Below are 24479 nucleotides of genomic sequence, written 5' to 3'. Positions count from 1 at the left end.
TTACTGGGAGCCTAATGCCCGTGTCTCCACTCTGATTTATCGTTTGAACAATAAATGCTGAATCGATTATGTTAACTAATTGAAACTATCTTAACCTTCAATTGTCTCGCCCGTTTCGCCGTCAATAAATATCATCGCACCGGAGTTAAGACAGTAGCGCTGACCTGTTGGCGGAGGGCCATCAGGAAAAACGTGCCCAAGATGCGCGTCACAGTGGCTACAGCGAATTTCAGTGCGATGCATATTATGTGAATAATCATCAATATAGCTAACAGCATTTGGCGTAACCGTCTCAAAAAAGCTGGGCCACCCACAGCCAGAATCAAACTTGGTATCAGAAGTAAACAGCGGTGCATCACAGCAAACGCAGCGATATGTGCCAACCGCTCGATTGTTTAAAAGACGCCCAGAGAACGGCGGTTCAGTTCCCCTTTCCTGAGTGATAAAGCGCTGACGCTCGGTCAGCTGTTTATTTTTTTCATTCAACGTATTAGACATTTCTGCCCCCTATGCTTTTGCCATGCGCCAACGTCGCGCCTCATCGGCAACAATAACAATAAATTAACATAAAGAGAGTATAGATGCTCCTACATTTAACGACGTGGAATAACGTCTCGCTAATAATTTGCGAAAAGAGTTATAATCAGAAGATCAGTACCCGAGAGCACGGCCTGAATCGAACAAAAAATGAGCAAAAAAGGTCACTGTAGCGTCACATTTTTTTGTGAGTTCTGACAAATGTTGACACGATTCCGCTTGACGTTTTGCAAGGTTTTTGTAATTTTACTCGCAGGCTATGACACTCACTTTATTCACTAACAAACTAGCTGGTGGAACATTATGACTATCAAAGTAGGTATTAACGGTTTTGGCCGTATCGGTCGCTTCGTATTCCGCGCTGCACAAGAGCGCTCTGATATCGAAATCGTTGCGATCAACGACTTGCTTGACGCTGAATATATGGCGTACATGCTGAAATATGACTCTACCCATGGTCGTTTCAAAGGCACCGTTGAAGTGAAGGACGGTCATCTTGTTGTTAACGGTAAAACTATCCGCGTTACCGCAGAAAGAGATCCGGCTAACCTGAAGTGGAACGAAGTTGGCGCTGACGTTGTTGCTGAAGCTACCGGCCTGTTCCTGACTGACGAAACCGCGCGTAAGCACATTACTGCCGGTGCTAAGAAAGTCGTTCTGACTGGTCCTTCCAAGGACAACACGCCGATGTTCGTTATGGGCGTAAACGACGCCACCTATGCTGGCCAGGACATCGTTTCTAATGCTTCCTGCACCACTAACTGTCTGGCACCGGTTGCCAAAGTTCTGAACGATCAGTTTGGCATCGTTGAAGCGCTGATGACTACTGTTCACGCAACTACCGCTACTCAAAAAACCGTTGACGGCCCGTCTCACAAAGACTGGCGCGGCGGCCGCGGCGCAGCTCAAAACATCATTCCTTCTTCCACCGGTGCTGCAAAGGCCGTTGGCAAGGTTATCCCTGAATTGAACGGCAAGCTGACCGGCATGTCATTCCGCGTTCCAACTCCGGACGTTTCCGTTGTTGACCTGACCGCGCGTTTAGACAAGCCTGCTTCTTACAAAGCCATCTGTGAAGCAATGAAGGCCGCTTCTGAAGGCGCTCTGAAAGGCATTCTGGGCTATACCGAAGACGACGTTGTTTCTACCGACTTCCTGGGTGAAAAGTGCACTTCCGTGTTCGACGCCAAGGCCGGTATCTCTCTGAACGACAACTTCGTGAAAGTGGTCGCTTGGTACGATAACGAAATCGGTTACTCAAACAAGGTTCTGGATCTGATTGCTCACATCTCTAAGTAAGAGATTTCGCAAGATCTAAGCTTTACAGGGCAGCGCATCGCTGCCCTTTTTTGATCGCTCAAAACCCATGAGTAAAAAGAAATCTGCCCAGCAGGAAAAAACCGTTCGAAAACAGTGCCGATATCTTTTCGGAAACCCTCCCCCGCCCGCTTACGTGTGGGAACACGAGTTTGACTACTGTGATAAAGAACTACAGCAGCTGGCAGTTAAGGACTGGCGTCAGATTCAAGCCGCAGAGTTAACTGGCTACTATCTGCTTAACCTCACCTATGTCGATCCCCTGCAGCCTGAAGTGTTTCGCTATCTGTTTCCTGTTTGTTTAGCGGTTTGGTGTGAATCGATGATCGATGGACATCATTTTGAGGATTTCCTGTATGCCGTGCATCGCGGCAATATTTTAGACAGAATGCTGACGCCGAAAGAAAAAGAAGGCGTGCTAAATGTCCTATGCGACGGCTTTCTTCATCGCCTAGAACAAGAGCGAGGATTCGTCTATACCGGTTTTCAAACCCCTGCCTACCTCTGGCTATACGCTTTTAATGAACTTGGTGCCACTCAACCCGTTATCGAAACCATCTGGCAGCGCTGGTGGACTTTAGACAGCCCGGGTAAAGCCGTTTCCGCCATGATGTATGCTTCCGGCCTGATTTACGAAGAGGGAGAAAACCCTATTTTTCGGCCTTGGAGCAAAACTCACGGAGGAGGAGGCCCCTACCTCGCCGAGCTCAATCACCACTTTGACGGCAACGGCTGGCTGCCAGAAAATCTGGCCTTCTTTAAGAAAACGCTTACAGCTGAGCGCCTGTTAGAAGATCTTGAGCGGGCAGCCGTCGTTCTACAGGGTCAACAGGAAGAGGCGATGGCCAATAGGCTGGTTGCTGACGCGCGGCAACGGCATGAAATTATTGCTATTCAAATTGACGATCTTATTGAGAATTTAGCGTCCCAGTATTAATCCAACAAGCGCTAATGAGAAATGCCGTCTTCAGTTATACTCTCAGCGCGATCGTGCACTCGTTAAAGAGGCTCTCACTATGTCAAACTCACTATTTTCACTTCCTATAGAACAGCAGCTCAGCCCCAGCCTGACCCTAAGAAAGAAAAATGGCCTCACGCTCGCTGTGATAAATCACCCAAAGGCCAAAGGCGCCGTGACGCTACAGGGGGCACAGCTTGTCTCTTGGCAGCCTTCGGGCGAAAGCCCTGTCATTTGGCTCAGCGAAGCCAGCGACTTTGAACCGGGTGTTGCTATACGCGGCGGCATCCCTATCTGCTGGCCGTGGTTCGGTAAAACGGGCTCGCCCTCTCACGGCTTTGCTCGCAATGGGCTGTGGCAGCTCACAGCCCATGATGAAAGCGATGACTGCGTTTGGTTAACACTGACCCTTAGCGACAGTGAAGGCACCCATAAGCTGTGGCCACACGCCTTTAGCCTAATTGCCAGAATTCGACTAGGAGAGACCTGCGAGGTTGAGCTGGAATCACACGGTGACTATGCCATCACGACAGCACTGCACAGCTACTTTCACATAGGGGATATTTCCCAGATCGGCATTGCCGGGCTTGGCGATGCCTACATGGATAAACTCACCGGCAAAGACGCTCTCGACAGCAGCCCTGTCATGCAGTTTCCCGGCCCCGTTGACCGCATTTACCGGCAGCCGCAGGCGTTCAGCACCATTAGCGATCCTGTTCTAAATCGAACGATTGAGATCCACCATCGCCAAGCGGCCGATGTCGTCGTGTGGAATCCCGGTAAGGAAGGCGCAGCTACGATGGCTGATATGAGTAACGAGGGATATAAAACCATGGCCTGCGTAGAAACCGCCTGCGTCAGTCAGCCGATTACTGTGACTCGCGATAAGCCTCACTATCTTTCAGTGTCTATTCGCTGCTATCGGAATGAATAGCCATAGAATTCTCTAATGCGGACAGCTAATTATAAAACTTTAAAGCCTTTTCCCCACTAATCAGTGGGTCTCTATAAGAATAGCGGACTGGCCTTTGCCTATCCGCTATTCGTTATCTCTTAGCTAAAATTAGCAACGCTCTGCACAACCTCTCCTCGCCAGCGCATGTCATCAGATGCTGGCTTTCGACTCCGTCAGAGATCTTTCTATAAAAAGAGGGCTACAGGAAAATCCTGAGCCCCCTCTTCAACGCTACTGTGCTCTAGAAGGAGTAAGACACTCCAGCGGCAAACAGCGTAGTATAAGACTTATCCACCATCGGGCTGTCTTTAACTTCATCGTCCAGACGAGTATAGCGAGCGTAGGCGAACGTTTTCCAACTCTGCGTTAATGCATAGTTGGCAGATATTTCCGCATAGGGTGACCAGCTGCTTCCCGCATCGTATTGGCTCAGGCCGCTGCGACGGGACTCTTTTCCGGAAATGCCATAGTAGTAATCGTTGAAGTTGCCGCTGTACCAGCTAGCGCCAATGCCCGGCGTCAACGTCAGTGCACCAAAGTCAAAGGGATAGAGATAAGCAGCATCCGCTACGTATCCATTACTGTAGTTCAGCACGTCAGCGGACAGCGAAGTACGCACGATCCCCCAGTCAGCCATGTGCCTATAGCCAAGGCCAGCCATCGCGGTCGAGTGCCGCTTATCCAGCAGCTTCATGCGGCGACTGTTGCTGTCATCCGGATCGAAGTTCAAAGGAGAATAAAACAGGTTAAGGGACAGCTGATTGCGCGAATCTTTTAGAAGATAGGCGCCAGCGCCGGTTCCGCGAATAAAGAAGCGCTCTCCCTCATAGTTAATCATAGGATAAGGCAGCGTATCGTTATCGACGCCCTTATAGGCGTACTGACCAACTGCTGCCCCAAGCCCAATAGAAAATCCTTCAGCCATTACCGCAGGTGCAGCGACCGCACCCGCGAGCGCAGCCGCTCCCCAAAAAACCTTATTTAATTTCATTCAAACTCCAGACAAAACCTTCAGTTATCAACGGTGCAGTATTACAGCAGGTTTATTAATTCGTTTTTTAACGTTTTATTGCTTTTGCTATTTCAGCCGCTTCCTGTTGCCAGGCCTGAGCCAGTACGCGAACCAGCTCGTCATAGCCGTCTTTTTGCAGTGGAAGCGTCATGCTAAAGGGGCGTCGAACAAGGCTTCCCTGGTGCTGAAGTACCCAATAGCCGCTGACAACCGCGTAACCGTCATAGCGCCCCTGAAACTCATTAACCGTCACCCGCAGCGTATCAACGTTATCGTTTCCAATCGGCTGATTAACCACCAGCCAGTCGTTGAGGCTAGCGCTGAGGTTATCGGTCAGCGTCCTTTTAAGCTGCTGTTCTAGACCGCTGGCCCACAGATTACTGCTGGCCACGGTATAGGACACAGCGCTGGTTTGATAAGCGATCCCCGTTCCGCTAAGAAAATCCGCGACGGACACGCTTTCAACCCACAGCTGCTTTTGTGGATTAATCGACGAAATCTGAGTCGACGTGACGCTCGCAGAGGGCAGCTGATAGTAAGCAACCGGCGTCTGACTGCTACAGGCGCTGAGAAGCAGCGCACAGGCTGCAATTTTCCACTTCATCATTGGCTATTGGCCTTCTTGGGCTGAGGGTCTTTCGCGCCGGGCGCTTCAAAGACCAGTGCGTTACTCTTCTGGTTTAACTTCTGCAACAGCGGCTGCAGTTCGCGCATCACCTGATCCAAACGCTGCATATCATTGACCAAAGAGGTGTACGCCGCAGAGCCGGGCTGTAGCCCCTTCAGGCTGCGGTTCAACTCGGTCAGCGTTTGTTGCATATCCTTCGGCAGGCCGCTGGCCTCTTTGCTAGACAGTATCTTATCTAGGCTTGCCATCGTGCTGCGGGTTTGCTTCAGCGTTTCAGTCATTTCCATCAGCATTGGCTCTACCGGCATTTTGTTCACTTTATCCAGCGTGACCATCAGGCGCTTCTGAATTTCAGCTAGGCCGCCGCTAACGGTAGGAATAAGCGGATGCCCCATAACCTCTTTAGGCCCCGTCCACGGCTTGGCATCAGGATAAAAGTCCAAGTCGATAAACAGCGCCCCGGTCAGCAGGTTACCGGACTTCAGAGAAGCCCTGAGCCGATTGTCGTTAACCGAGGACATCAAGTGGGTCTTCAGGTCGAAGTCCTTGCCAAAGCGGTTTTGTACCCGATCGGGCTCAATGCGCACAAGTACCGGAATATAGTAGTTCTTGTTGATCATTTTCAGCTCAGGCATATAGAACGGCACTTCTGCAACCGTCCCTACCCTGATGCCCCTGAACTCAACCGGTGCACCCGGCTGAAGCCCTCTAATCGAATCTTCAAAGTAAAGCAGGAAGTCTTCATGACGCGTATACAACGACTCCTGAATGCTTTTCTGATCGGAATACAGTTCAAACTCGTCATGGTCTTTTACCGGATCGCCGTTTGACCAGCCGTTGGGCAGGTCGAAGCTAACGCCACCGGTAACTAACGTATCCAGCGAGCCCATATCCACGCGAACGCCCTGAGAGGACATATCAAACGAGATACCGCTATCCTGCCAGAAACGGACGTTGCTGGTCACCAAACCTCGGTAAGGTTCCATGACGAACAGCCGATAGCGCATCAGGCGCTCTTTCGGGTCAAACTCGCTGCTCTCAACGGTACCGACGCGAAAACCGCGAAACAGCACCGGATCGCCCGCATTTAGGCGCGTCGGCTGTTTACTCTCCAGCGCGATCCTTAGGCCTTTCATATCCGGTGACGCCAGCGGCGCGTTTTCTTGCAGTGTGAATTTCGTTTCGACAGCCTTGTCTCGCCCCGGCTGAAGTTCAATATAGGCGCCAGAAAACAGCGTATTAAGCCCCGATACGCCCTCACGGCCAATCTTCGGCTTAACTACCCAGAATACCGAGCCTTTATTCAGCATGTTTTCCATGCCCGTGTGAAGGCGAGCAGTAATAACCACCTGTTTGAGGTCTTCACTCAAATTGACGGTTTCAACGATGCCGATGTCAACGTTGCGTGTCTTAATCGACGTTTTACCCGCTTCAATACCTTCAGCATTTGACGTGACCAGCGTGACCTCTGGCCCCTGATTGCTAAAGTGATAAAAAAGGATCCATGCGCCGATAAGCACCGTAACGATGGGAATGATCCACACCGGCGACCAGCGCTTTATCGTCTCTATTTTTGCCGTTTTGTCCTGATGACTTTCCTGCACGTGAAGGCTTCCTCACTCATTAGTTAATTCGGGTCTGGTGCGATCCCACAGCAGTCGCGGATCGAACATCATGGCGGCGATCATGGTTAAGATCACCACCATTGCAAATAAAATAGCGCCAATATCGGGATAGACGCTCATCAGCCGCCCGATGCGCACCAGCGCCGACAGCACGCCGATCACAAACACATCGATCATCGACCAGCGGCCGACGAACTCGACGACTTCATAAACAAGGTGCATCTTCTGGCGCTCGTGGCGCCCAATCTTTTTCCCTCGCCCTGATGCGTCATAGCAAAGCCAGCCTATCGCTAAAATTTTCAGCGTGGGCACCATAATACTGGCAATAAATATCACCATCGCTACTGGGTATGAGCCGTCTTTCCACAGCAGGATCACACCGGACATAATATTGGATGCCTGCGGATCGCCCAAAACTTCCGTGATCATAATCGGCAGAATATTGGCCGGGATATACAGCATAACGGAGGTCAACAGCAGCGCTAGCGTCCACTGTAAACTGTTCTTTCTTCGCGCGTAGCCAGTGGTAAAGCAGCGTGGGCAACGGTACTCATCCGCCGGGAGGATCGCCAGACAGCACGGGCACGATCTCAATCCCTGCGACAGGCCTGAGGTACCAATTTTAGGCTCATGGGGCAGTGCGGGAGCCGGTTGAATATTCTGCCAAAACCAGTGGCGATCCATACACTGAAAGGCGCGAACCTGTAGCAGGCAAAACAGGCAGTAGGGAATAAAGCTGGCGCCAATACCTACATCGCCGTAGGCCATCAACTTAACGAAGCTGACCAGCACACCCACCAGAAAAATTTCCACCATGCACCAGACTTTCGCCAGATAAATCGCCCGCCCCATTACAACTTTCAGGCGATAGGGCAGCTTAACTTTCAGGCAAAGCATGACGATTGCCGTCATACAGAACGCAGGGATCAGCTGAACAAAGATAACAAACAGCGTCGCTAAACTGGTGTAGTTATCTCCCACCATCACCTTAGGAATTTCAATCAGGTAAATCTGGCTATAAATACCCGACACCCGCATATTGACGAAGGGAAACAGATTGGCAAACACCATCATGATGAGCGCACTGATGGCAAAGCAAATCGGCTGTAGCGAAGGCTCAACCCAGCGCGCGGTTAACGTCGTGTGGCAGCGCGGGCAAACGGCTTTTTTCCCTTCAGACAGCGTAGGCAGTTCGACCACGAGATCGCACTGTGGGCACAGCATAACGTCCTTTTCTACTGCCGCGAGATCCTCTACCTTTTCAGGCACGGCAGCAGGAATAGCCGAAGCGCTTAAGGCGTGAGAACAAGAAGCGCCTAAACACATAGGCACCCTCCTCTCCGGCTTTGGTAAAGACGCTCTTCGACCATAAATTCCATTCCCGCTGTGCGACTCCGATTTTGTGAACGTCTGAACATCAGCCGTTTTTCATTGATTCCAGCTCTTCCCAACGCAAAAAGGCCTCTTCAAACTTTTGCTCAGCGTCTGCCAGCGCGGTAAGCACCTTTTGCGTTACGTCGTGAGGCTGATTAAAAAACTCGGGATTGCCGACCTGCTCCTGTAAAGATGCGACGTCAGCCTCAAGCTGTTCAATTTTTGCCGGCAGCCCTTCAAGCTCTCGCTGTAGGTTATAGCTCATTTTGCTGCCGCCTTTCTTGCGTTCTTCTGCTTTTTCTGGCGCCGCCTTGACCGGTGCCGAAACCGCCGCTGGCGCTTTTATATCAACGCTGTTGGCCTGCTGCCAGTGGGCATCGGTATACCCTCCAGTGTAGGGTTTAATGACGCCGTCACCTTCAAAAATCCAGCAGTCCGTAACGGTGTTGTCAACAAACTGACGATCGTGGCTAACCAGAAGTACGGTTCCGCCGTAGTCACTCAACAGTTCTTCTAGCAGCTCCAGCGTTTCAATATCCAAGTCGTTTGTTGGTTCGTCAAGAATCAACAGGTTACTGGGTTTTAAAAACAGCCGCGCCAGCAGAAGACGGTTTCGCTCTCCGCCGGACAGCGCCCTTACCGGCGTCATCGCCCGCTTGGGATGAAACAGAAAGTCCTGTAAATAGCCTAGCACATGACGGCTGCGACCATTCACCATCACCTCTTGCTTACCGTCGGCCAGGTTGTCCATAACGGTTTTATCCGGATCGAGCTGGGCACGGTGCTGGTCAAAATAGGCCACTTCCAGCTTGGTTCCGCAGCGCACAGTACCGCTATCCGGCTGGATTTGCTGTAACATCAGCGTTAAAAGAGTAGTTTTTCCGCATCCGTTAGGGCCAACCAGAGCAATTCGGTCGCCACGCTGTACCTGAGCGGTAAAGTTTTTCACCAGCGTTTTGTCGCCGCGGCTAAAGCTCACGTTCTCCATCTCGAAGACGATTTTCCCCGAACGCAGAGACTCTTCCACCTGCATTCTGGCAGAGCCAACCACGTTACGGCGCTCTGCGTGCTCGTTACGCATGGCCTTCAGAGCCCTAACTCGCCCTTCATTACGAGTGCGCCGAGCCTTAATTCCCTGACGGATCCACACTTCTTCTTGAGCCAGTCTGCGATCGAATTCAGCGTTTTGCTGTGCCTCTACGCGCAGCGCCTCTTCTTTACCCAATAGATAACCGTCGTAGTTGCCGGGCCAAGACACCAGCTTACCGCGATCAAGATCGACGATTCGCGTTGCCATCGCGCGAATAAAAGCGCGGTCGTGAGAGATAAAAATAATGCTGCCGCTGAACTCTTTCAGAAAAGACTCCAGCCAGGCGATAGTGTCAATATCCAAGTGGTTGGTCGGTTCATCCAGCAGTAGCACATCGGGAGAACAAACCAGCGCGCGCGCCAGAGCCGCTTTACGCAGCCAGCCGCCGGAGAGAGAAGAAAGCGGCGCTTCCGCTATCAGTTCCAGCTTTTCCAGAACAGAACGGATCCGGCTGTCGATAAGCCACGTACCCTGATGCTCAAGGGTTTCCTGTAGCGCGGCCAGCCGATTTAAATTCTGCTCGCTGGGATCGCTCTCTATCAGCGTAGAAAGATGATGGTAGGCTTTAAGCTGTTCTGCCTGCTTTTCCACACCTTCGGCGACAAAATCGAATACGGTTCCCTCAACGTTACGGGGAGGATCCTGCTGCAGGCGGGAAACCACCAAATCCTGTTCAAACACCAGCTGACCGTCGTCTAACGGCACTTCTCGGTTGAGAATTTTTAGCAGCGTTGATTTACCTGCGCCGTTACGCCCAACCAGGCACACGCGTTCACCGGGTTCAATATGCAGCTCGGTATTGTCCAACAGCGGCGCGTCGCTAAACGACAGCCACGCGTTGGATAAACTGATAAGAGACATGAATTAACGATCCTCGCTGACGTGCGTCAACAGCCAGCAGTTGTGAATATGTTTATTACGGGCAAAGTCAGGAGACAGGGTTTTGTCTGAAATCTCTTTCGCTTTAAGCCCCAGCTTGGCGATGCCGTCAAGATCCATTTTAAAGCCGCGCTTGTTGTTAGAGAACATCAGTGTGCCCCCGGGGCGCAGCATGCGCTTGAGATTGCGCATCAGAGCCAAGTGGTCTCGCTGCACGTCAAAGGTGGCCTCCATCCGCTTAGAGTTAGAGAACGTCGGCGGATCGATAAAAATAAGGTCGAACTGTTCGTCAGTTTCTTCCATCCAGCCCAAGCAGTCAGCCTGAATCAGGCGATGAGCACGCCCCGTGAGGCCGTTGGCGCTCATATTGCGCCCCGCCCATTCAAGGTAGGTTCTGGACATATCTACGGTAGTGGTAGTTCGTGCACCACCAAGCCCGGCATGAACGCTGGCAGACCCGGTGTAGGCAAAGAGGTTAAGAAAATCTTTCCCTTTACTCATTTGCCCCAGTGTGCGGCGTGCAATCCGGTGGTCGAGAAACAGCCCGGTATCGAGGTAGTCCGTTAGGTTAACCCACAGCTTGGCGCCGTATTCTTTAACCTGGAAAAAGTCGTTTTTCTGCGCCAGCTTCTCATACTGGCTTTTGCCCTTTTGCCTTTCCCGCACTTTTAACACTAGCGCACCGGCCGGAAGCTGTAGCACTGACAAAGTTGCATTGATAGCGTCAAACAGGCGCTGACGCGCCTTTTCTGGCGCGACAGTCTTCGGCGGCGCGTACTCTTGCAGCACGTAGCGATCGCCATAGCGATCTAGTGCCAGGTTGTATTCAGGCAGATCGGCGTCATACAGCCGGTAACACTCTAGGCCTTCCTGCTTGACCCATTTTTCAAGACGCTTTACGTTTTTCCGCAGGCGGTTGGCAAAGTCTTCCGCCAGCGGTGAGGGCGTCTCGACTTTGTGATTTTGCGCGCCATTGCCGTCACTCTTCTCGCGCCCTGCGCTCTCCGCCAGCCGATAGTTTTTCTGTACGCACTCCAGCGGGCCGTTCTTGGCCTTAAACTGCCGATCGGAACGAAGCTGCAGGCAGCTTAGCAGTTCCGGTGAAGCGCTAAACAGTGAAAGGTTCCAGCCGCCAAAGCTGCGCTTCATGATTTGCCCCAGTGCCGTATGCAGCGCGATAAGCGCAGGCTCGCTCTCTAAGCGCTCTCCGTAAGGAGGGTTGCTTAGAACAGTGCCAACCGGGCCGCTCGGCAGCGGATTAACGAGCTGGGTAATGTCCTGAGAGGCAAAGTGAATAAGACTGCCAACGCTGGCTCGGCGGGCATTCAGCTTGGCAATCTCAACTACGCGCCGATCGACGTCGTAACCGTAAAAACGTGATGTGGTTTTATTGACGCCCCGGCTAGCACGCACCTGAGCCTCTTTTAGCAATTCTTGCCACAGCTCATCGTCGTGGCCGCTCCAGGCTTCAAAGCCCCAGGCGTTGCGGTGTAACCCTGGCGCAACGTCCGCCGCCATCATTGCCGCTTCAATCAGCAGTGTTCCTGAACCACACATGGGATCAACCATCGGCGTATCGGCCTGCCAGCCAGAACGCATCACAATAGCCGCAGCCAGATTTTCCTTTAGCGGAGCCTGCCCGGCGGCATCCCGATAGCCTCGCTGATGCAGGGAACTCCCGCTCAAATCAAGAGCTACACTGGCCTTCTCTTTTTGTAAGAAAACGTTGATGCGGATATCGGGCTGCTGTTTCGCCACGTCTGGGCGCTGTTTTATCTTTCGCATAAAGCTGTCAACAACGGCGTCCTTAACCTTCAGCGCGCCGTACTGACTATTGCGAATCTCATCGTTGGTGCCGGTGAAATGAACGGCAAAAGTCTCTTTCACACTGAACAGCGACGGCCAGTCCACCGCGTTAATGCCAAGATAGAGGTCCATGTCGCTATAAACGCGGAACTCCCCCATCGGCATCAGTATGCGTGAGGCTAGGCGACTCCAGAGCAGCGAGCGATACATCAGGCGTTTATCGCCAGCAAAATGTACACCGCCCTGAACAACTTTACAGGCGTCTGCTCCCAACGCTTCCAGTTCGGTTTTTAACAGTTCTTCCAGGCCGCGAGCCGTACTGGCAAACAAAGAGATCATAACCATGCACCACAAATAAAAATAAGGGATGCATTATAGCCAATCCGCCCTCTTTGTCATAAAGTTACCTGCTATTTATTATTTCATCCGCTCTTCGGTTTAAGCCATTCAGTTCAGGCCGAAATGTGTGAGGTTACGCTTCTGCGTGTCAGGCCCCCTTCAACAGCAGCCTGAGACGCCCTATCGATACGGAGTTTATGCGTGGTTACTCTATCTCGCCTGTATGTGCATCCCGTTAAGTCAATGAGAGGCCTTGAGCTCTCCCACGCTCAGGTTCTGGACGGCGGGCTGGCTTTCGATCGCATCTTTATGATCACCGATCCTTCAGGCACTTTTATTACCGCTAGGCAGTACCCGGCACTGGTCTGCTTTACGCCTGCTCTACTGATTAACGGCGTGTCCCTTACCGCACCGGATGGGCAAAGCAGAACCGTTTCTTTCAGCGATTTCTCTTCCGACAGCCTGCCGACGGAGGTTTGGGGAAACCACTTTACAGCCCATATTGCACCCGAAGGCATCAACCAATGGCTCAGCGGCTACTTAAAACGTGATGTCCAGCTGCGCTGGGTTGGTCCAGAATTAACCCGTCGGGTAAAAAACCGCCCCGAAGTTCCTCTGGGATTCGCCGACGGTTTCCCCTATCTGCTCATTAACGAGGCCTCCTTTCAGTCTCTACAGTCCCGCTGCCCGGCCAGCTTAACCATTGAGCAGTTCAGACCTAATCTTATTGTGCGTGACGCCGCGCCCTTTGCCGAAGACCAGTGGCAGACGATCCGCATCGGCGAAGTCATTTTCGATCTTGTCAAACCCTGTAGTCGGTGCATTTTAACCACGGTCAATACTCAGAGCGGCCGTAAACACCCACAAGAGGAGCCCCTGCACACGCTCCGTCAGTTCAGAACGGCGGAAAACGGCGATGTGGACTTTGGCCAAAATATGATTGCCCGCAACCACGGCGTGATTCGCCTAGGCGACAGCGTTGAAGTATTGGCAACGCATCCTCCCCGCGTTTATCGCGCCTCAGATGCAGCCTCAGCCGTTGAACAGCCTCATGACGCCCCAAAAGACGTTGTCATCAGCTACGGAGAACATACGTTTATCGGCAATAACCAGCAGGTGCTGCTCGAACAGCTGGAACAAAACGGTATCCAGATCCCCTACTCCTGCCGGGCCGGTATCTGCGGCTGCTGCCGTATTACCCTAAACGCGGGAGAAGTTAGCCCGTTAAGAAAAGGAGCTATTAAGCGCGACGGCTCCGTTCTGGCCTGCAGCTGTGTGCCAAAAACCAACGTTGAGCTGGCATGAAAACCGAACGAATGAGCGAGCGAGAAAAGAATAGAAAGGGAAAGAGATAACGTTGAAACGCCCGCGAACGCGGGCGCCTACATATTAGTCAGGTTAACTGCTTCGAGCTTAACCTACTTGAGCAAAAGGCACATAGGCCTCTTCAAACCGCACGCTTATCATCCTGTCGTGCATCACCTTAATGGCATCCCCCAGCTGTAGGCACTTGCCCGCTATCGTCATTGACGGTTGAGCGACCAGACACAGACTGGCGTTTTCGCCTACGTCCACCACAACCAGCAGCGCGTGCTGACCACTTTCAATCATAGAGACAGCGATGATGTCACAGCGAACCGGATTGACCTCAAACGCCTGCTGTTCGAAATACCAGCTTTTTGGCATCAGCGGCTTTAGAAAGCGATGTGCAGCTAACGCATTCAGGGTTAACTCCGCGCGCTGCTCATGGGTGAGAGACAGGCTGCGGCAGCGCTCTTCCAGTTCAAAAAACAGCGCTGCGTCATCAACGCAGAATGCGGATTCGGTAAACGCATCAGGCGTCAACGTTTTGCCAGCGAAACGCGAGCGAAAGACCATATCGTTGGACAAATCCAACATAAGTCGATCGTGTTCACTGTCAAAATACCAGCGCCAGCTATCGTCTGGCTTAATCCTCATTGCCTTTTCCTTAAACTTTACGACAAACGCCATTCATTTTTTCACGTTAAATAATAAAATAGTAAATAAACATTCAGTGAAAAAATGCCGTTTATATCTCACGATAATTTCATTCGAGGGTAAACATTTTAAATATAGAGCAACCGGAGGAAAAAATAAACCCCCGATTGCTTATTAATAAGAAATAATTTAAAGGCCGGTCACAATTTCTTTTACTAATCCCGGTCCTTTAAAAATAAATCCAGAATAGATTTGAAGTAGTGTCGCCCCTGCGGCTAATTTCTCTTTAGCGGTATCCACGGAATCAATACCCCCTACGCCAATAATAGGCAATTGACCGTTAAGCTCAGAAGCTAAACGCGTAATAACCGCAGTGCTTTTATCCCGAAGAGGCCTACCGCTTAATCCGCCAGACTGCTCGCTGTTCTTGAGTCCAATAATAGATCCACGATCCAACGTCGTATTTGTTGCAATAACGCCGTCAATATTATGTCTGACTAAACTGTCCGCTATTTGGATCAGTTCCTCTTCAGAAAGATCCGGCGCGATCTTCACAGCGATCGGAACATATTTATTATGCTTAATGTTTAATTCATTTTGCTTCAGCTTGATCGCTTTTAATAGATCGTCTAGCGCATCGCCATATTGTAATGTTCTCAATCCTGGCGTGTTGGGAGAAGATATATTGATAGCAATGTACCCTGCATGAGAATAGACTTTATCCATACAAATCAAATAGTCGTCCTTTCCCTGCTCTACCGGTGTCAGCTTATTCTTCCCTATATTGACCCCAATAATACCTTGAAAGCGTGTCTTCTTTATATTTTCAACCAGGTTGTCTACGCCAAGATTATTGAAGCCCATTCGGTTGATCAGCCCCTCAGCGGAGACGATCCTAAATAGCCTTGGCCTGTCGTTTCCCGGCTGGGGTTTTGGCGTGACAGTCCCCACTTCGATCGCCCCAAATCCCATAGCGCCTAATGCGTCAATACACTCTCCGTCTTTATCAAGACCGGCGGCTAAGCCTAGCGGATTTTTAAATGTCAGCCCCATACAGGTTACGGGTCGATCGGGAACGTTTTGATGAATGAAGTGTTGAAGAGGCGTGCCGCTAATACGGCGCAGATGGCGAAACGTGAATTCGTGGGCGTGCTCAGGATCGAGCTGGAATAGCGCTTTCCTGATAACAGGGTAAAACATACGTTCTCCTTAATCCGGTGGTTAACCGGAGCCACATTATTCAGTATTCTTCGATAAAAATAAATCATTACTCCTTAAAATAACGTGTGTTAAATAATAAGGCCGACGTAAACGCCGGCCTTATCCTCATGGATCCTGATTGAATCAGCGCCTTATGAAGCTGTTCCCAAGGCTTTTTCTATCTTCTCAAACAGATCGCCTGACAGGTTTTCAATACTCTTAAGGCGTTCTAGGGCCTGGCGCATCAAGTCCTGACGCTTAGCATCATAGCGTCCCAGTCGGATCATCGGCTCAATAAGCCGCGCGGCAACCTGTGGGTTACGGCTGTTAAGATCCACTAAAACGTCAGTTAAAAAGTCATAGCCGGATCCGTCTTTCGCGTGGAACGCCGACGGGTTCGCCGACGCAAAAGCACCAATCAGGGAGCGAATGCGGTTAGGGTTATTCATGCTAAAAGAGCGATGGTTCATCAACGCCTTCACGCGCTGGAGTACCCCCTCTTCAGGGCTAGAGGCCTGTAGAATAAACCACTTATCCATAACCAGTCCGTCCTGATGCCAGCGCTCATCAAACGCATCCATCATGGCTGCGCTGCTCGGTAACCCAGCCGAGATCGCCGCAGACAGCGCCGCCAGCGAGTCCGTCATGCTGTTTGCCTGCTCATACTGACGACGCGCCAGGCCGTCCGCAAACTCGCGATCGTCAACAAACGCCAGATAGCTGAGGCACACGTTTCTCAACGCCCGCTTAGCGATATCTCCGTGTTCAATACGGTACTCACCCGTTTCGTTTGCCAGATAAACCGCCAGCCACTCCGCCTCCATATCCTGTGCAAAACGGGCGATCGTTTCATCGCGCACATGGTGGATCGCATCGGGATCGATAACGTCGAACGACTCCGCTATCTCATTTTCCGATGGCAGGGTCAGGATCTGCGCCGCAAGGGCTGGATCCAGCGTTTCACTAAGCAGCACGCCGCGGAAAGCATCGACAACCTCATCGGGCAAAGTGAACGCCTCACCGCGCTGCACTCGCTGAACGTTTTGCTGAATGTGCTTTATCAATAGCGTTTGTGCCGCATCCCAGCGTGAGAATTCGCTGGTCGCGTGCTGCATCAGAAAAGCCAGCTGTGCGTCTGTGTAAGGATAATCAAGCTTCACCGGCGCAGAGAAATCGCGCAGTAAAGAAATAATCGGGCGCTGAGGCACGCTGTCAAACGTGAACGTCTCGCTTTCCTGCGTCACGTTCAGCACGGAAGAAACGCGCTTGTCGCCGATCAACAGAGGAATAACCCGCCCTTCTGGATCGTAAAGTTCGACGTCCAGTGGAATATGTAACGGCAGCTTGTCTGCCTGATCCTGCGTTGGCGGAGTCATCTGGCTGACGGTTAGGCGGTACTGTTTCGTTGCCTCGTCATAGCTGTCACGCACCGTCAGGCGCGGCGTACCGGACTGACTGTACCAGCGGCGAAACTGTGTAAGATCGATACCGGATGCAGTTTCCATCGCTTCAACGAAGTCGTCACAGGTCGCCGCCGATCCGTCGTGCAGATCAAAATAGCGCCGCATACCCGCCTGAAAGTTTTCTTCTCCCAGCAGTGTATGCATCATGCGGATCACTTCCGCTCCCTTTTCATACACCGTCAGCGTGTAGAAGTTGTTCATCTCGATCACTTTTTCAGGGCGGATCGGATGAGCCATCGGGCTTGCATCTTCGGCAAACTGCGCGCTGCGCATAACCCGCACAGAGTCAATCCGGTTCACCGCTCGGGAACCCAGATCGGAGCTGAACTCCTGATCGCGGAATACCGTCAGCCCTTCTTTCAGGCTAAGCTGGAACCAGTCGCGGCAGGTCACGCGATTGCCGGTCCAGTTGTGGAAGTATTCGTGACCAATAACGGACTCAATGTTGAGATAGTCTTTGTCCGTCGCCGTTTCTGCCTTAGCCAGCACATACTTGGAGTTAAAGACGTTCAGCCCTTTATTCTCCATCGCCCCCATATTGAAGAAGTCGACGGCGACGATCATGTAGATATCCAGATCGTACTCTAGTCCGAAACGAGTTTCATCCCAGCGCATGGCGTTTTTCAACGAGATCATCGCCCAGTCTGCGCGATCCAGATTGCCGCGATCGACAAACAGCTCCAGCGCAACTTCACGCCCAGAACGGGTGGTAAAGCTGTCCTTTAATACGTCAAAGTCGCCAGCCACCAGCGCAAACAGATAACAGGGCTTTGGAAACGGATCCTGCCACTCAACCCAGTGACGGCCGTCTTCCAGTTCGCCCTGAGCGATGCGGTTTCCGTTAGACAGCAGATAAGGATAGGCTTTCTTGTTCGCCGTAATCCGTGTAGTAAAACGAGCCAGCACGTCAGGCCGGTCGAGATAATAGGTTATATGGCGAAAGCCTTCGGCTTCGCACTGTGTGCAAAGGGCTTCACCGGAAACGTACAGACCTTCCAGCGCGCTATTTTCCGCAGGGTGAATGTCGTTCACAACGTGTAGCGTAAACCGATCGGGAACGTTGTTGAGCACCAGCTCGCCTTCGCGCTGCTCGTAATCATGCCAAGGGCTGCCGTCAATATGAATAGAAACCAGCGTCAGGTTCTCACCGTCAAGCACCAGCGGCGCCTGTGCCGCCCCCTGTCGTACAATCTGACTCACTGCGTTCACCCGCGTCACGGCGGGCGCCAGTTCAACATCCAGAGTCACATCGGTAATGGTGAAGTCCGGTTTACTGTAGTCGTGGCGATACTTCGCCTGAGGCTTCTGCGTCATAAAAACCCTATTGTGTTCAACCTAATGATGCTCTGAGTCTATGCTTCTTACCCAATAGTTGCAAAACCTTGGTAAACGAAGACGATAAAAATAATCATTGCCTTTATTTCACCTAGTGCAGGCCTGCTTTTTCACTTATCAAGACGGTTATCTTCCCGCCTTCCTGCATTTTCTACCTTTATTACATCGTTTTTAAAGGTATACTCTTTGAACCTTTTCAGTGCGTCACCCAACGTAAGAAAGCATAAATCGCAACATGAAACAGCAGGCCAGCCCCATCCTTACTTCGCTATTGGATACCGACGCCTACAAGCTGCACATGCAGCAGGCTGTCTTTCATCATTATCGTCACACCACCGTTGAAGCCGAGTTTCGCTGTCGCAGCGATGACCTGCTGGGTGAGTATGCAGATGACATCCAGCAGCAAATTGCGCTGATGGCAAATCTTTCCCTGACAGAAGAAGAGTATCGCTATCTCGCTTCTCTTCCCTTTTTCCAGCAGGACTATCTCGACTGGCTAAAGTCGTTTCGCTTCAACCCTTCTCAGGTTCAGGTGACAAACCGTCAGGGGAAACTGGAAATTCGCATTCGCGGCCTCTGGTGTGAGGCTATTTTGTGGGAAGTGCCTTTGCTGGCGGTCATTAGTGAAACGATCCACCACCACAGAACGCCGGAGATCGGCGTCGATGCAGCGGTCACTCATCTGCAGAAAAATCTGGCGAAGTTTCACGCCAAATACGCTCAGGTGGATCTGTCTGGATTTCGCATTGCCGATTTCGGCACCCGCAGGCGCTACAGCAAAGCCGTTCAGGAAGCTATTGTCGGTGAACTACAGAGCGCGTTCTCTCCCTATATGATAGGAACCAGCAACTACGACCTAGCGCGGCGCCACAGCCTACCGCCTGTAGGCACTCAGGCTCACGAATGGTTTCAGGCGTTTCAACAAATAAGCCCGGTGTTGGCAAATAGCCAGCGCGCCGCGCTACAGGGCTGGCTTGATGAATATCCCGACCAGTTGGGTATCGCCCTGACAGACTGCATCACGATGGACGCTTTTCTTCGGGACTTTGGCCTGCCCTTTGCCAGCCAGTACGAAGGGCTACGTCACGACTCGGGCGATCCCTTTGAGTGGGGTGAAAAGGCTATCGCCCACTATGAAAGCCTTGGCATTAATCCGCTGAGTAAAACACTGGTGTTTTCCGACAGTCTGGATCTGGATAAGGCGCTGGCGCTCTATCAGCGTTTCTATCAGCGCGTTAAGCTGGTGTTTGGCATCGGCACGCGATTAACCTGTGATATCCCCGGCGTTGAGCCGCTCAATATTGTGATCAAGCTGGTGAAGTGCAACGGGAAGCCTGTCGCCAAGCTCTCTGACAGCCCGGGCAAAACCATCTGCCAAGACCCTGCGTTTGTCCAAGCGTTGCATAAAGCGTTTAATTTGCCGCTAGCAAAATCGCTGCGTTAAGAAAAATCGATTCCTCTCTAAAAATAAAAGCCGCCTTTCCTCTACAAAAAGGCGGTTTTTTTTAGTACCTTTAGTAAGACGCTAACTTCAGGCTAAATATTCGGTTTATAACCCTATATTCTCCACTATGATGGCTTGGCTTTTCATTGAGGCCTGAGTTACCGCGTTTCTGTCGCCGACGTCTTCGGCAGATAAATGATAAAAGATACGCCGTCGACCACCCTATGGGTTGGTATGTCGGTCATTACATACAGTTCAGATTGACACCATAAGAGAGAAAGTTATGAGCGTAGTGCCTGTAGTCGATGTACTGCAAGGGCGCGTAGCGGTTGACAGCGAAGTCACCGTACGCGGCTGGGTGCGTACCCGGCGTGATTCTAAAGCCGGTATTTCCTTTCTAACCGTTTATGACGGTTCCTGCTTTAATCCGTTACAGGCGGTCGTTAATAATTCTCTGCCCAATTATCAGGACGAAGTGCTTCGCCTGACAACGGGCTGCTCCGTTATCGTAACGGGTAAAGTGGTCGCCTCTCCTGGCGAAGGTCAGTCTTTTGAACTGACAGCAAGCCATGTAGAAGTCAGCGGCTGGGTGGAAGATCCCGATACGTATCCGATGGCGGCCAAGCGCCACACCATCGAGTACCTGCGCGAGGTCGCTCACCTGCGTCCGCGTACTAACATTATCGGCGCCGTTGCGCGCGTTCGCCACACTCTGGCGCAGGCACTGCACCGCTTCTTCGACGAGCAGGGATTTTTTTGGGTTTCTACTCCTATTATTACTGCTGCAGACACCGAAGGTGCCGGAGAGATGTTCCGCGTTTCCACGCTGGATCTGGAAAACCTGCCCCGTACCGATAAGGGTAAGGTCGACTTTGATCAGGACTTCTTCGGTCAAGAGTCGTTCCTGACGGTATCCGGCCAGCTTAACGGTGAAACCTACGCCTGTGCGCTGTCTAAAATCTATACCTTTGGCCCCACCTTCCGTGCGGAAAATTCCCATACCAGCCGCCATCTGGCTGAATTCTGGATGGTTGAACCGGAAGTGGCGTTTGCCGATCTGAACGACATCGCCGCACTGGCGGAAGCCATGCTGAAATACGTATTTAAAGCAGTACTGGAAGAGCGCCCTGACGACATGGCCTTCTTTGCCGAGCGCGTGGATGCGGAAGCGGTATCGCGTCTGGAGAAGTTTGTCTCCTCTGACTTTGCTCAGGTCGACTATACTGACGCCATCACCATTCTGCAAAACTGCGGACAGACGTTTGAAAACCCGGTCAGCTGGGGCATTGACCTCTCATCCGAACACGAGCGCTATTTGGCAGAGAAGCACTTTAAAGCGCCGGTCGTCGTGAAAAACTACCCGAAAGACATTAAGGCGTTTTATATGCGCCTAAACGAAGACGGCAAAACCGTTGCAGCAATGGACGTTTTAGCCCCGGGAATTGGCGAAATTATCGGTGGCTCACAGCGTGAAGAGCGTTTAGAGCAGTTTGACAGCCGTTTAGAAGCGTTAGGAATGAACAAAGAGGACTATTCCTGGTACCGCGATCTGCGCCGCTACGGCACCGTTCCGCACGCAGGATTTGGCCTCGGCTTTGAGCGTTTAGTTGCCTACGTAACCGGCGTACAAAACGTTCGCGACGTCATTCCGTTCCCGAGAACTCCGCGCAATGTCTCATTCTGACGCTTCTTTACAGAAGATTATTTTTTAAACGATATCAACACAGGCCGTCTCTGGCGGCCGTTTCATTTTGTTAAAATTAGACCTCTATCACAAAGTTCCCTCAGTTCCACATCCTGAAATACCTTTTTTCCTCTTGTAACTTGTTTACGATATTAGTAGCATTTAAAGGCTAGATTAACTGCTTCGCGAGTGAAAGACTGCGGGTGGCTAAATAAATGGCATCTAACGTAACCGGCTTTAGTCGGAAGCAGTGGCAGATGCAATAAAACAACTCCAATGAGGGAAGTTAATGATGAAACGTAAAATTTTAGCAGTGGTCGTTCCGGCTCTGTTAGCAGCTGGCGCAGTAAACGCCGCTGAAGTCTATAACAAAGACGGCAACAAAATTGACATCACCGGTAAAATTCAGGGTTCACACCTGTTCTCCGATGATAAGAGCACTGACGGCGACAAGACCTACGTTCGTTTCGGTCTGCGCGGCGAAACTCAGGTTAACGACCAAATCACTGGTTACGGCTTCTATCAGGCTGAGCTGAATGCAAGCTCTTCTGAAAACTCTTCAACCAACGGCTCTAAGACTCGTTTAGCTTACGCTGGTCTGAAAGTGGGCGATGCTGGTTCTTTCGACTACGGTCGTAACTACGGCGTTCTGTACGACGTTGGCGGCTGGACTGACGTTCTGCCTGAATTCGGCGGCGAAACTTTCCAACGCACTGACGTATTCATGTCTCAGCGTGCTGGTGGTCTGGCTACCTACCGTAACAAGAACTTCTTCGGTCTGGTTGACGGTCTGAACTTCGCTGTTCAGTATCAGGGTCGCAATGACAGCTCTGACCGTAACGGTACTGACCGTAACGGCGACGGCTGGGGTCTGTCCTCAACCTATAATTTAGGCAATGGCCTGTCTTTAGGTGCAGCTTATTCTTCATCTGACCGTACTGATGGTCAAACTCTTGATGGTCAGTACTACTATGGCTATGCTGCAGGCGACAGAGCTGACGCAGTAACTGCTGGTATTAAATACGATGCTAACAACATCTATTTAGCAGCAATCTATGCTCAGACCTATAACATGACTCCTTACGGTAAAGTAACTTACACTGGTGGAGACAAGAAAACTGTAGTAGCTAACAAAACTCAGAACGTTGAATTAGTTGCTCAGTACCAGTTCGACTTCGGTCTGCAGCCATCTCTGGCATGGTTGTACTCTAAGGGTAAAGACCTGGATCTGCGTCTTGCTAACGGCAAAACCTACGACAATGAAGAAATCATGAACTACATTGACGTTGGCGCAACCTACTACTTCAACAAGAACATCTCTGCTAAGGTTGACTACAAAATCAACATGCTGGATGAGAATACCTTCACTAAGAGCGCCGGTATCCTTACTGACGACGTAGTAGCTGTAGGTCTTGTTTACCAGTTCTAATATCGCTTACGCGAATTGAACTCAAAGGGCACTCTTCGGAGTGCCTTTTTACTTTCTGCATTAGCCTTCCCTATTCGTTTATTTTCCGCTTTTATCGTTCAGCATTAGCTTTATCAATACCCTTTGCTCAACTATAGTTTTATTTACTTTTTGCTCTTAACCATTTGTCAAAAGGCTAAGATCCGCTGTAATCTGACCTAACCCGTTTGCTTCTTACTTTATGGAAACTACCGACTATGTTTGAGAATGTAAAAGCTGCGCCTGCCGATCCTATCCTCGGTTTGGGCGAGCTCTATAATGCCGAAACCCGGCCAAATAAAATCAATCTGGGCATCGGCGTCTATAAAGATGAAACCGGCCACACGCCCGTACTGAACTGCGTTAAAAAAGCGGAACAGCTGCTGTTAGAAACAGAAAAAACAAAGAACTACTTCCCGATTGTTGGCCAGCCGCTGTTCGCTTCCTGCACACAGGAACTGCTGTTTGGCGCTAACAGCCCTATTATTGCCGATAAGCGCGCTCGTACAGCGCAGGCTCCCGGTGGAACTGGCGCGTTGCGCATCGCTGCGGACTTCCTGGCAAACAATACCAGCACCAAGCGCGTCTGGATCAGCAGTCCTACCTGGCCTAACCATAAGAGCATTTTCCAAGCCGCCGGGCTTGAAACGCCGGAATATCAGTATTACAACGCCCAAGAGCACGCACTGGACTTTGACGGCCTGTTGGCTAGCCTAAACGGCGCTCAGGCTGGTGATGTGGTTCTGTTCCACGGCTGTTGCCATAACCCCACCGGTATCGACCCAACGCCAGAGCAATGGCAACAGCTTGCTAATCTATCCGCCGAGCGCGGATGGCTGCCGCTGTTTGACTTTGCCTATCAGGGTTTCGCTAACGGTTTGGAAGAGGACGCACAGGGGCTGCGTATTTTTGCCGCTAACCATGCTGAGCTTATCGTTGCCAGCTCTTATTCCAAGAACTTCGGCCTGTACAACGAGCGCGTCGGCGCCTTCACGCTGGTTGCCGCAGACAGCGAAACGGCAGACCGCGCCTTTAGTCAGGTAAAATCTACCATTCGCGCCAACTACTCAAACCCACCGGCTCACGGTGCTTCTATCGTTGCGACGGTACTAAGCACGCCTGAACTGCGCGACGCTTGGCATCAGGAGTTGACCGACATGCGCCAGCGCATTCATCGCATGCGTCAGCTGTTCGTTAATACGCTACAGGAAAAAGGCGCCGAGCAGGACTTCAGCTTCATCATCCGCCAAAACGGCATGTTCTCGTTCAGCGGGCTGTCGCAAGAGCAGGTGCTGCGTTTGAGAAATGAGTACGCTATCTACGCCGTCAACTCTGGGCGAATTAACGTTGCCGGTATGACGCTGGACAACATGGCTCCGCTGTGTGAAGCCATCGTTTCCGTTCTGTAATTTTATTACATATATGCA

General features: G+C 51.3%; 18 protein-coding genes. 8 read left to right on the top strand and 10 right to left on the bottom strand.

What is annotated here, in order from left to right; all coding sequences use genetic code 11:
* Positions 1-90: 90 nt before the first annotated feature.
* Positions 91-498: a peptide-methionine (R)-S-oxide reductase MsrB gene (gene msrB / locus DQM29_RS07065; RefSeq protein ID WP_111740032.1), complete on the bottom strand. Its 408-nt coding sequence runs from the start codon at positions 496-498 to the stop codon at positions 91-93.
* Positions 499-840: 342 nt separating this feature from the next.
* On the opposite strand from msrB, the gene gapA reads away from it, so the two are divergent.
* From gapA to DQM29_RS07050, 3 genes are all read left to right on the top strand, one after another.
* Positions 841-1836: a glyceraldehyde-3-phosphate dehydrogenase gene (gene gapA, locus DQM29_RS07060; protein ID WP_111740031.1), complete on the top strand. Its 996-nt coding sequence runs from the start codon at positions 841-843 to the stop codon at positions 1834-1836.
* 67 nt (positions 1837-1903) lie between these two features.
* Positions 1904-2791 (top strand): hypothetical protein, encoded by an 888-nt coding sequence (locus tag DQM29_RS07055; RefSeq protein WP_111740030.1) that lies wholly within the window; start codon positions 1904-1906, stop codon positions 2789-2791.
* A gap of 79 nt (positions 2792-2870) precedes the next feature.
* Positions 2871-3746 (top strand): D-hexose-6-phosphate mutarotase, encoded by an 876-nt coding sequence (locus tag DQM29_RS07050; RefSeq protein ID WP_111740029.1) that lies wholly within the window; start codon positions 2871-2873, stop codon positions 3744-3746.
* A 262-nt stretch (positions 3747-4008) separates the two neighbouring features.
* Here the strand turns inward: DQM29_RS07050 and DQM29_RS07045 are convergent, their stop codons facing one another.
* The 6 genes from DQM29_RS07045 to rlmKL form a co-directional block, all read right to left on the bottom strand.
* Entirely contained in the window at positions 4009-4758 is a 750-nt protein-coding gene (locus tag DQM29_RS07045) for a MipA/OmpV family protein (protein WP_111740028.1), read from the bottom strand.
* A 67-nt stretch (positions 4759-4825) separates the two neighbouring features.
* Positions 4826-5386: a membrane integrity-associated transporter subunit PqiC gene (gene pqiC / locus DQM29_RS07040; RefSeq protein ID WP_111740027.1), complete on the bottom strand. Its 561-nt coding sequence runs from the start codon at positions 5384-5386 to the stop codon at positions 4826-4828.
* On the bottom strand, positions 5383-7011 hold the full coding sequence (pqiB, locus tag DQM29_RS07035) for an intermembrane transport protein PqiB (protein ID WP_111740026.1): 1629 nt from the start codon (positions 7009-7011) through the stop codon (positions 5383-5385). The genes pqiC and pqiB overlap by 4 nt, the downstream gene beginning before the upstream one ends.
* A gap of 12 nt (positions 7012-7023) precedes the next feature.
* The gene (gene pqiA, locus DQM29_RS07030; RefSeq protein WP_111742025.1) at positions 7024-8256 is read right to left on the bottom strand and encodes a membrane integrity-associated transporter subunit PqiA; all 1233 of its coding nucleotides are present in this window, start codon (positions 8254-8256) and stop codon (positions 7024-7026) included.
* A gap of 193 nt (positions 8257-8449) precedes the next feature.
* Positions 8450-10357, bottom strand: a complete 1908-nt coding sequence (locus DQM29_RS07025; protein WP_111740025.1) for an ABC transporter ATP-binding protein — start codon at positions 10355-10357, stop codon at positions 8450-8452.
* 3 nt (positions 10358-10360) lie between these two features.
* Positions 10361-12520 carry a bifunctional 23S rRNA (guanine(2069)-N(7))-methyltransferase RlmK/23S rRNA (guanine(2445)-N(2))-methyltransferase RlmL gene (gene rlmKL, locus DQM29_RS07020; RefSeq protein ID WP_111740024.1) on the bottom strand — a complete coding sequence of 720 codons (2160 nt, stop codon included), beginning with the start codon at positions 12518-12520 and terminating at the stop codon, positions 10361-10363.
* 201 nt (positions 12521-12721) lie between these two features.
* Between rlmKL and DQM29_RS07015 the strand changes: the two genes are divergently transcribed.
* Positions 12722-13825 (top strand): YcbX family protein, encoded by a 1104-nt coding sequence (locus DQM29_RS07015; protein ID WP_111740023.1) that lies wholly within the window; start codon positions 12722-12724, stop codon positions 13823-13825.
* A gap of 108 nt (positions 13826-13933) precedes the next feature.
* On the opposite strand, the gene DQM29_RS07010 is transcribed toward DQM29_RS07015, so the two are convergent.
* From DQM29_RS07010 to pepN, 3 genes are all read right to left on the bottom strand, one after another.
* A complete protein-coding gene (locus tag DQM29_RS07010; protein ID WP_111740022.1) occupies positions 13934-14479 on the bottom strand; it encodes a cell division protein ZapC in 546 nt (181 codons plus the stop codon).
* A gap of 189 nt (positions 14480-14668) precedes the next feature.
* A complete protein-coding gene (pyrD, locus tag DQM29_RS07005; protein ID WP_111740021.1) occupies positions 14669-15679 on the bottom strand; it encodes a quinone-dependent dihydroorotate dehydrogenase in 1011 nt (336 codons plus the stop codon).
* A gap of 152 nt (positions 15680-15831) precedes the next feature.
* Positions 15832-18456 (bottom strand): aminopeptidase N, encoded by a 2625-nt coding sequence (pepN, locus tag DQM29_RS07000; protein ID WP_111740020.1) that lies wholly within the window; start codon positions 18454-18456, stop codon positions 15832-15834.
* Between the two features lie 256 nt (positions 18457-18712).
* On the opposite strand from pepN, the gene pncB reads away from it, so the two are divergent.
* The 4 genes from pncB (at position 18713) to DQM29_RS06980 (ending at position 24461) form a co-directional block, all read left to right on the top strand.
* Positions 18713-19921, top strand: coding sequence for a nicotinate phosphoribosyltransferase (pncB, locus tag DQM29_RS06995; RefSeq protein ID WP_111740019.1), 1209 nt, complete (start codon positions 18713-18715; stop codon positions 19919-19921).
* A 283-nt stretch (positions 19922-20204) separates the two neighbouring features.
* Complete coding sequence (asnS, locus tag DQM29_RS06990; protein ID WP_111740018.1) at positions 20205-21605, top strand: asparagine--tRNA ligase; 1401 nt, start codon at positions 20205-20207, stop codon at positions 21603-21605.
* Positions 21606-21894: 289 nt separating this feature from the next.
* A complete protein-coding gene (ompC, locus tag DQM29_RS06985) occupies positions 21895-23034 on the top strand; it encodes a porin OmpC (RefSeq protein ID WP_269472286.1) in 1140 nt (379 codons plus the stop codon).
* A gap of 236 nt (positions 23035-23270) precedes the next feature.
* A complete protein-coding gene (locus DQM29_RS06980; RefSeq protein WP_111740016.1) occupies positions 23271-24461 on the top strand; it encodes an amino acid aminotransferase in 1191 nt (396 codons plus the stop codon).
* The last annotated feature ends 18 nt before the right edge of the window (positions 24462-24479 follow it).

The organism is Leminorella richardii, assembly GCF_900478135.1.
Taxonomy (GTDB): Bacteria; Pseudomonadota; Gammaproteobacteria; order Enterobacterales; family Enterobacteriaceae; genus Leminorella; species Leminorella richardii.
This window is presented reverse-complemented; position numbering and strand designations above follow the sequence as displayed.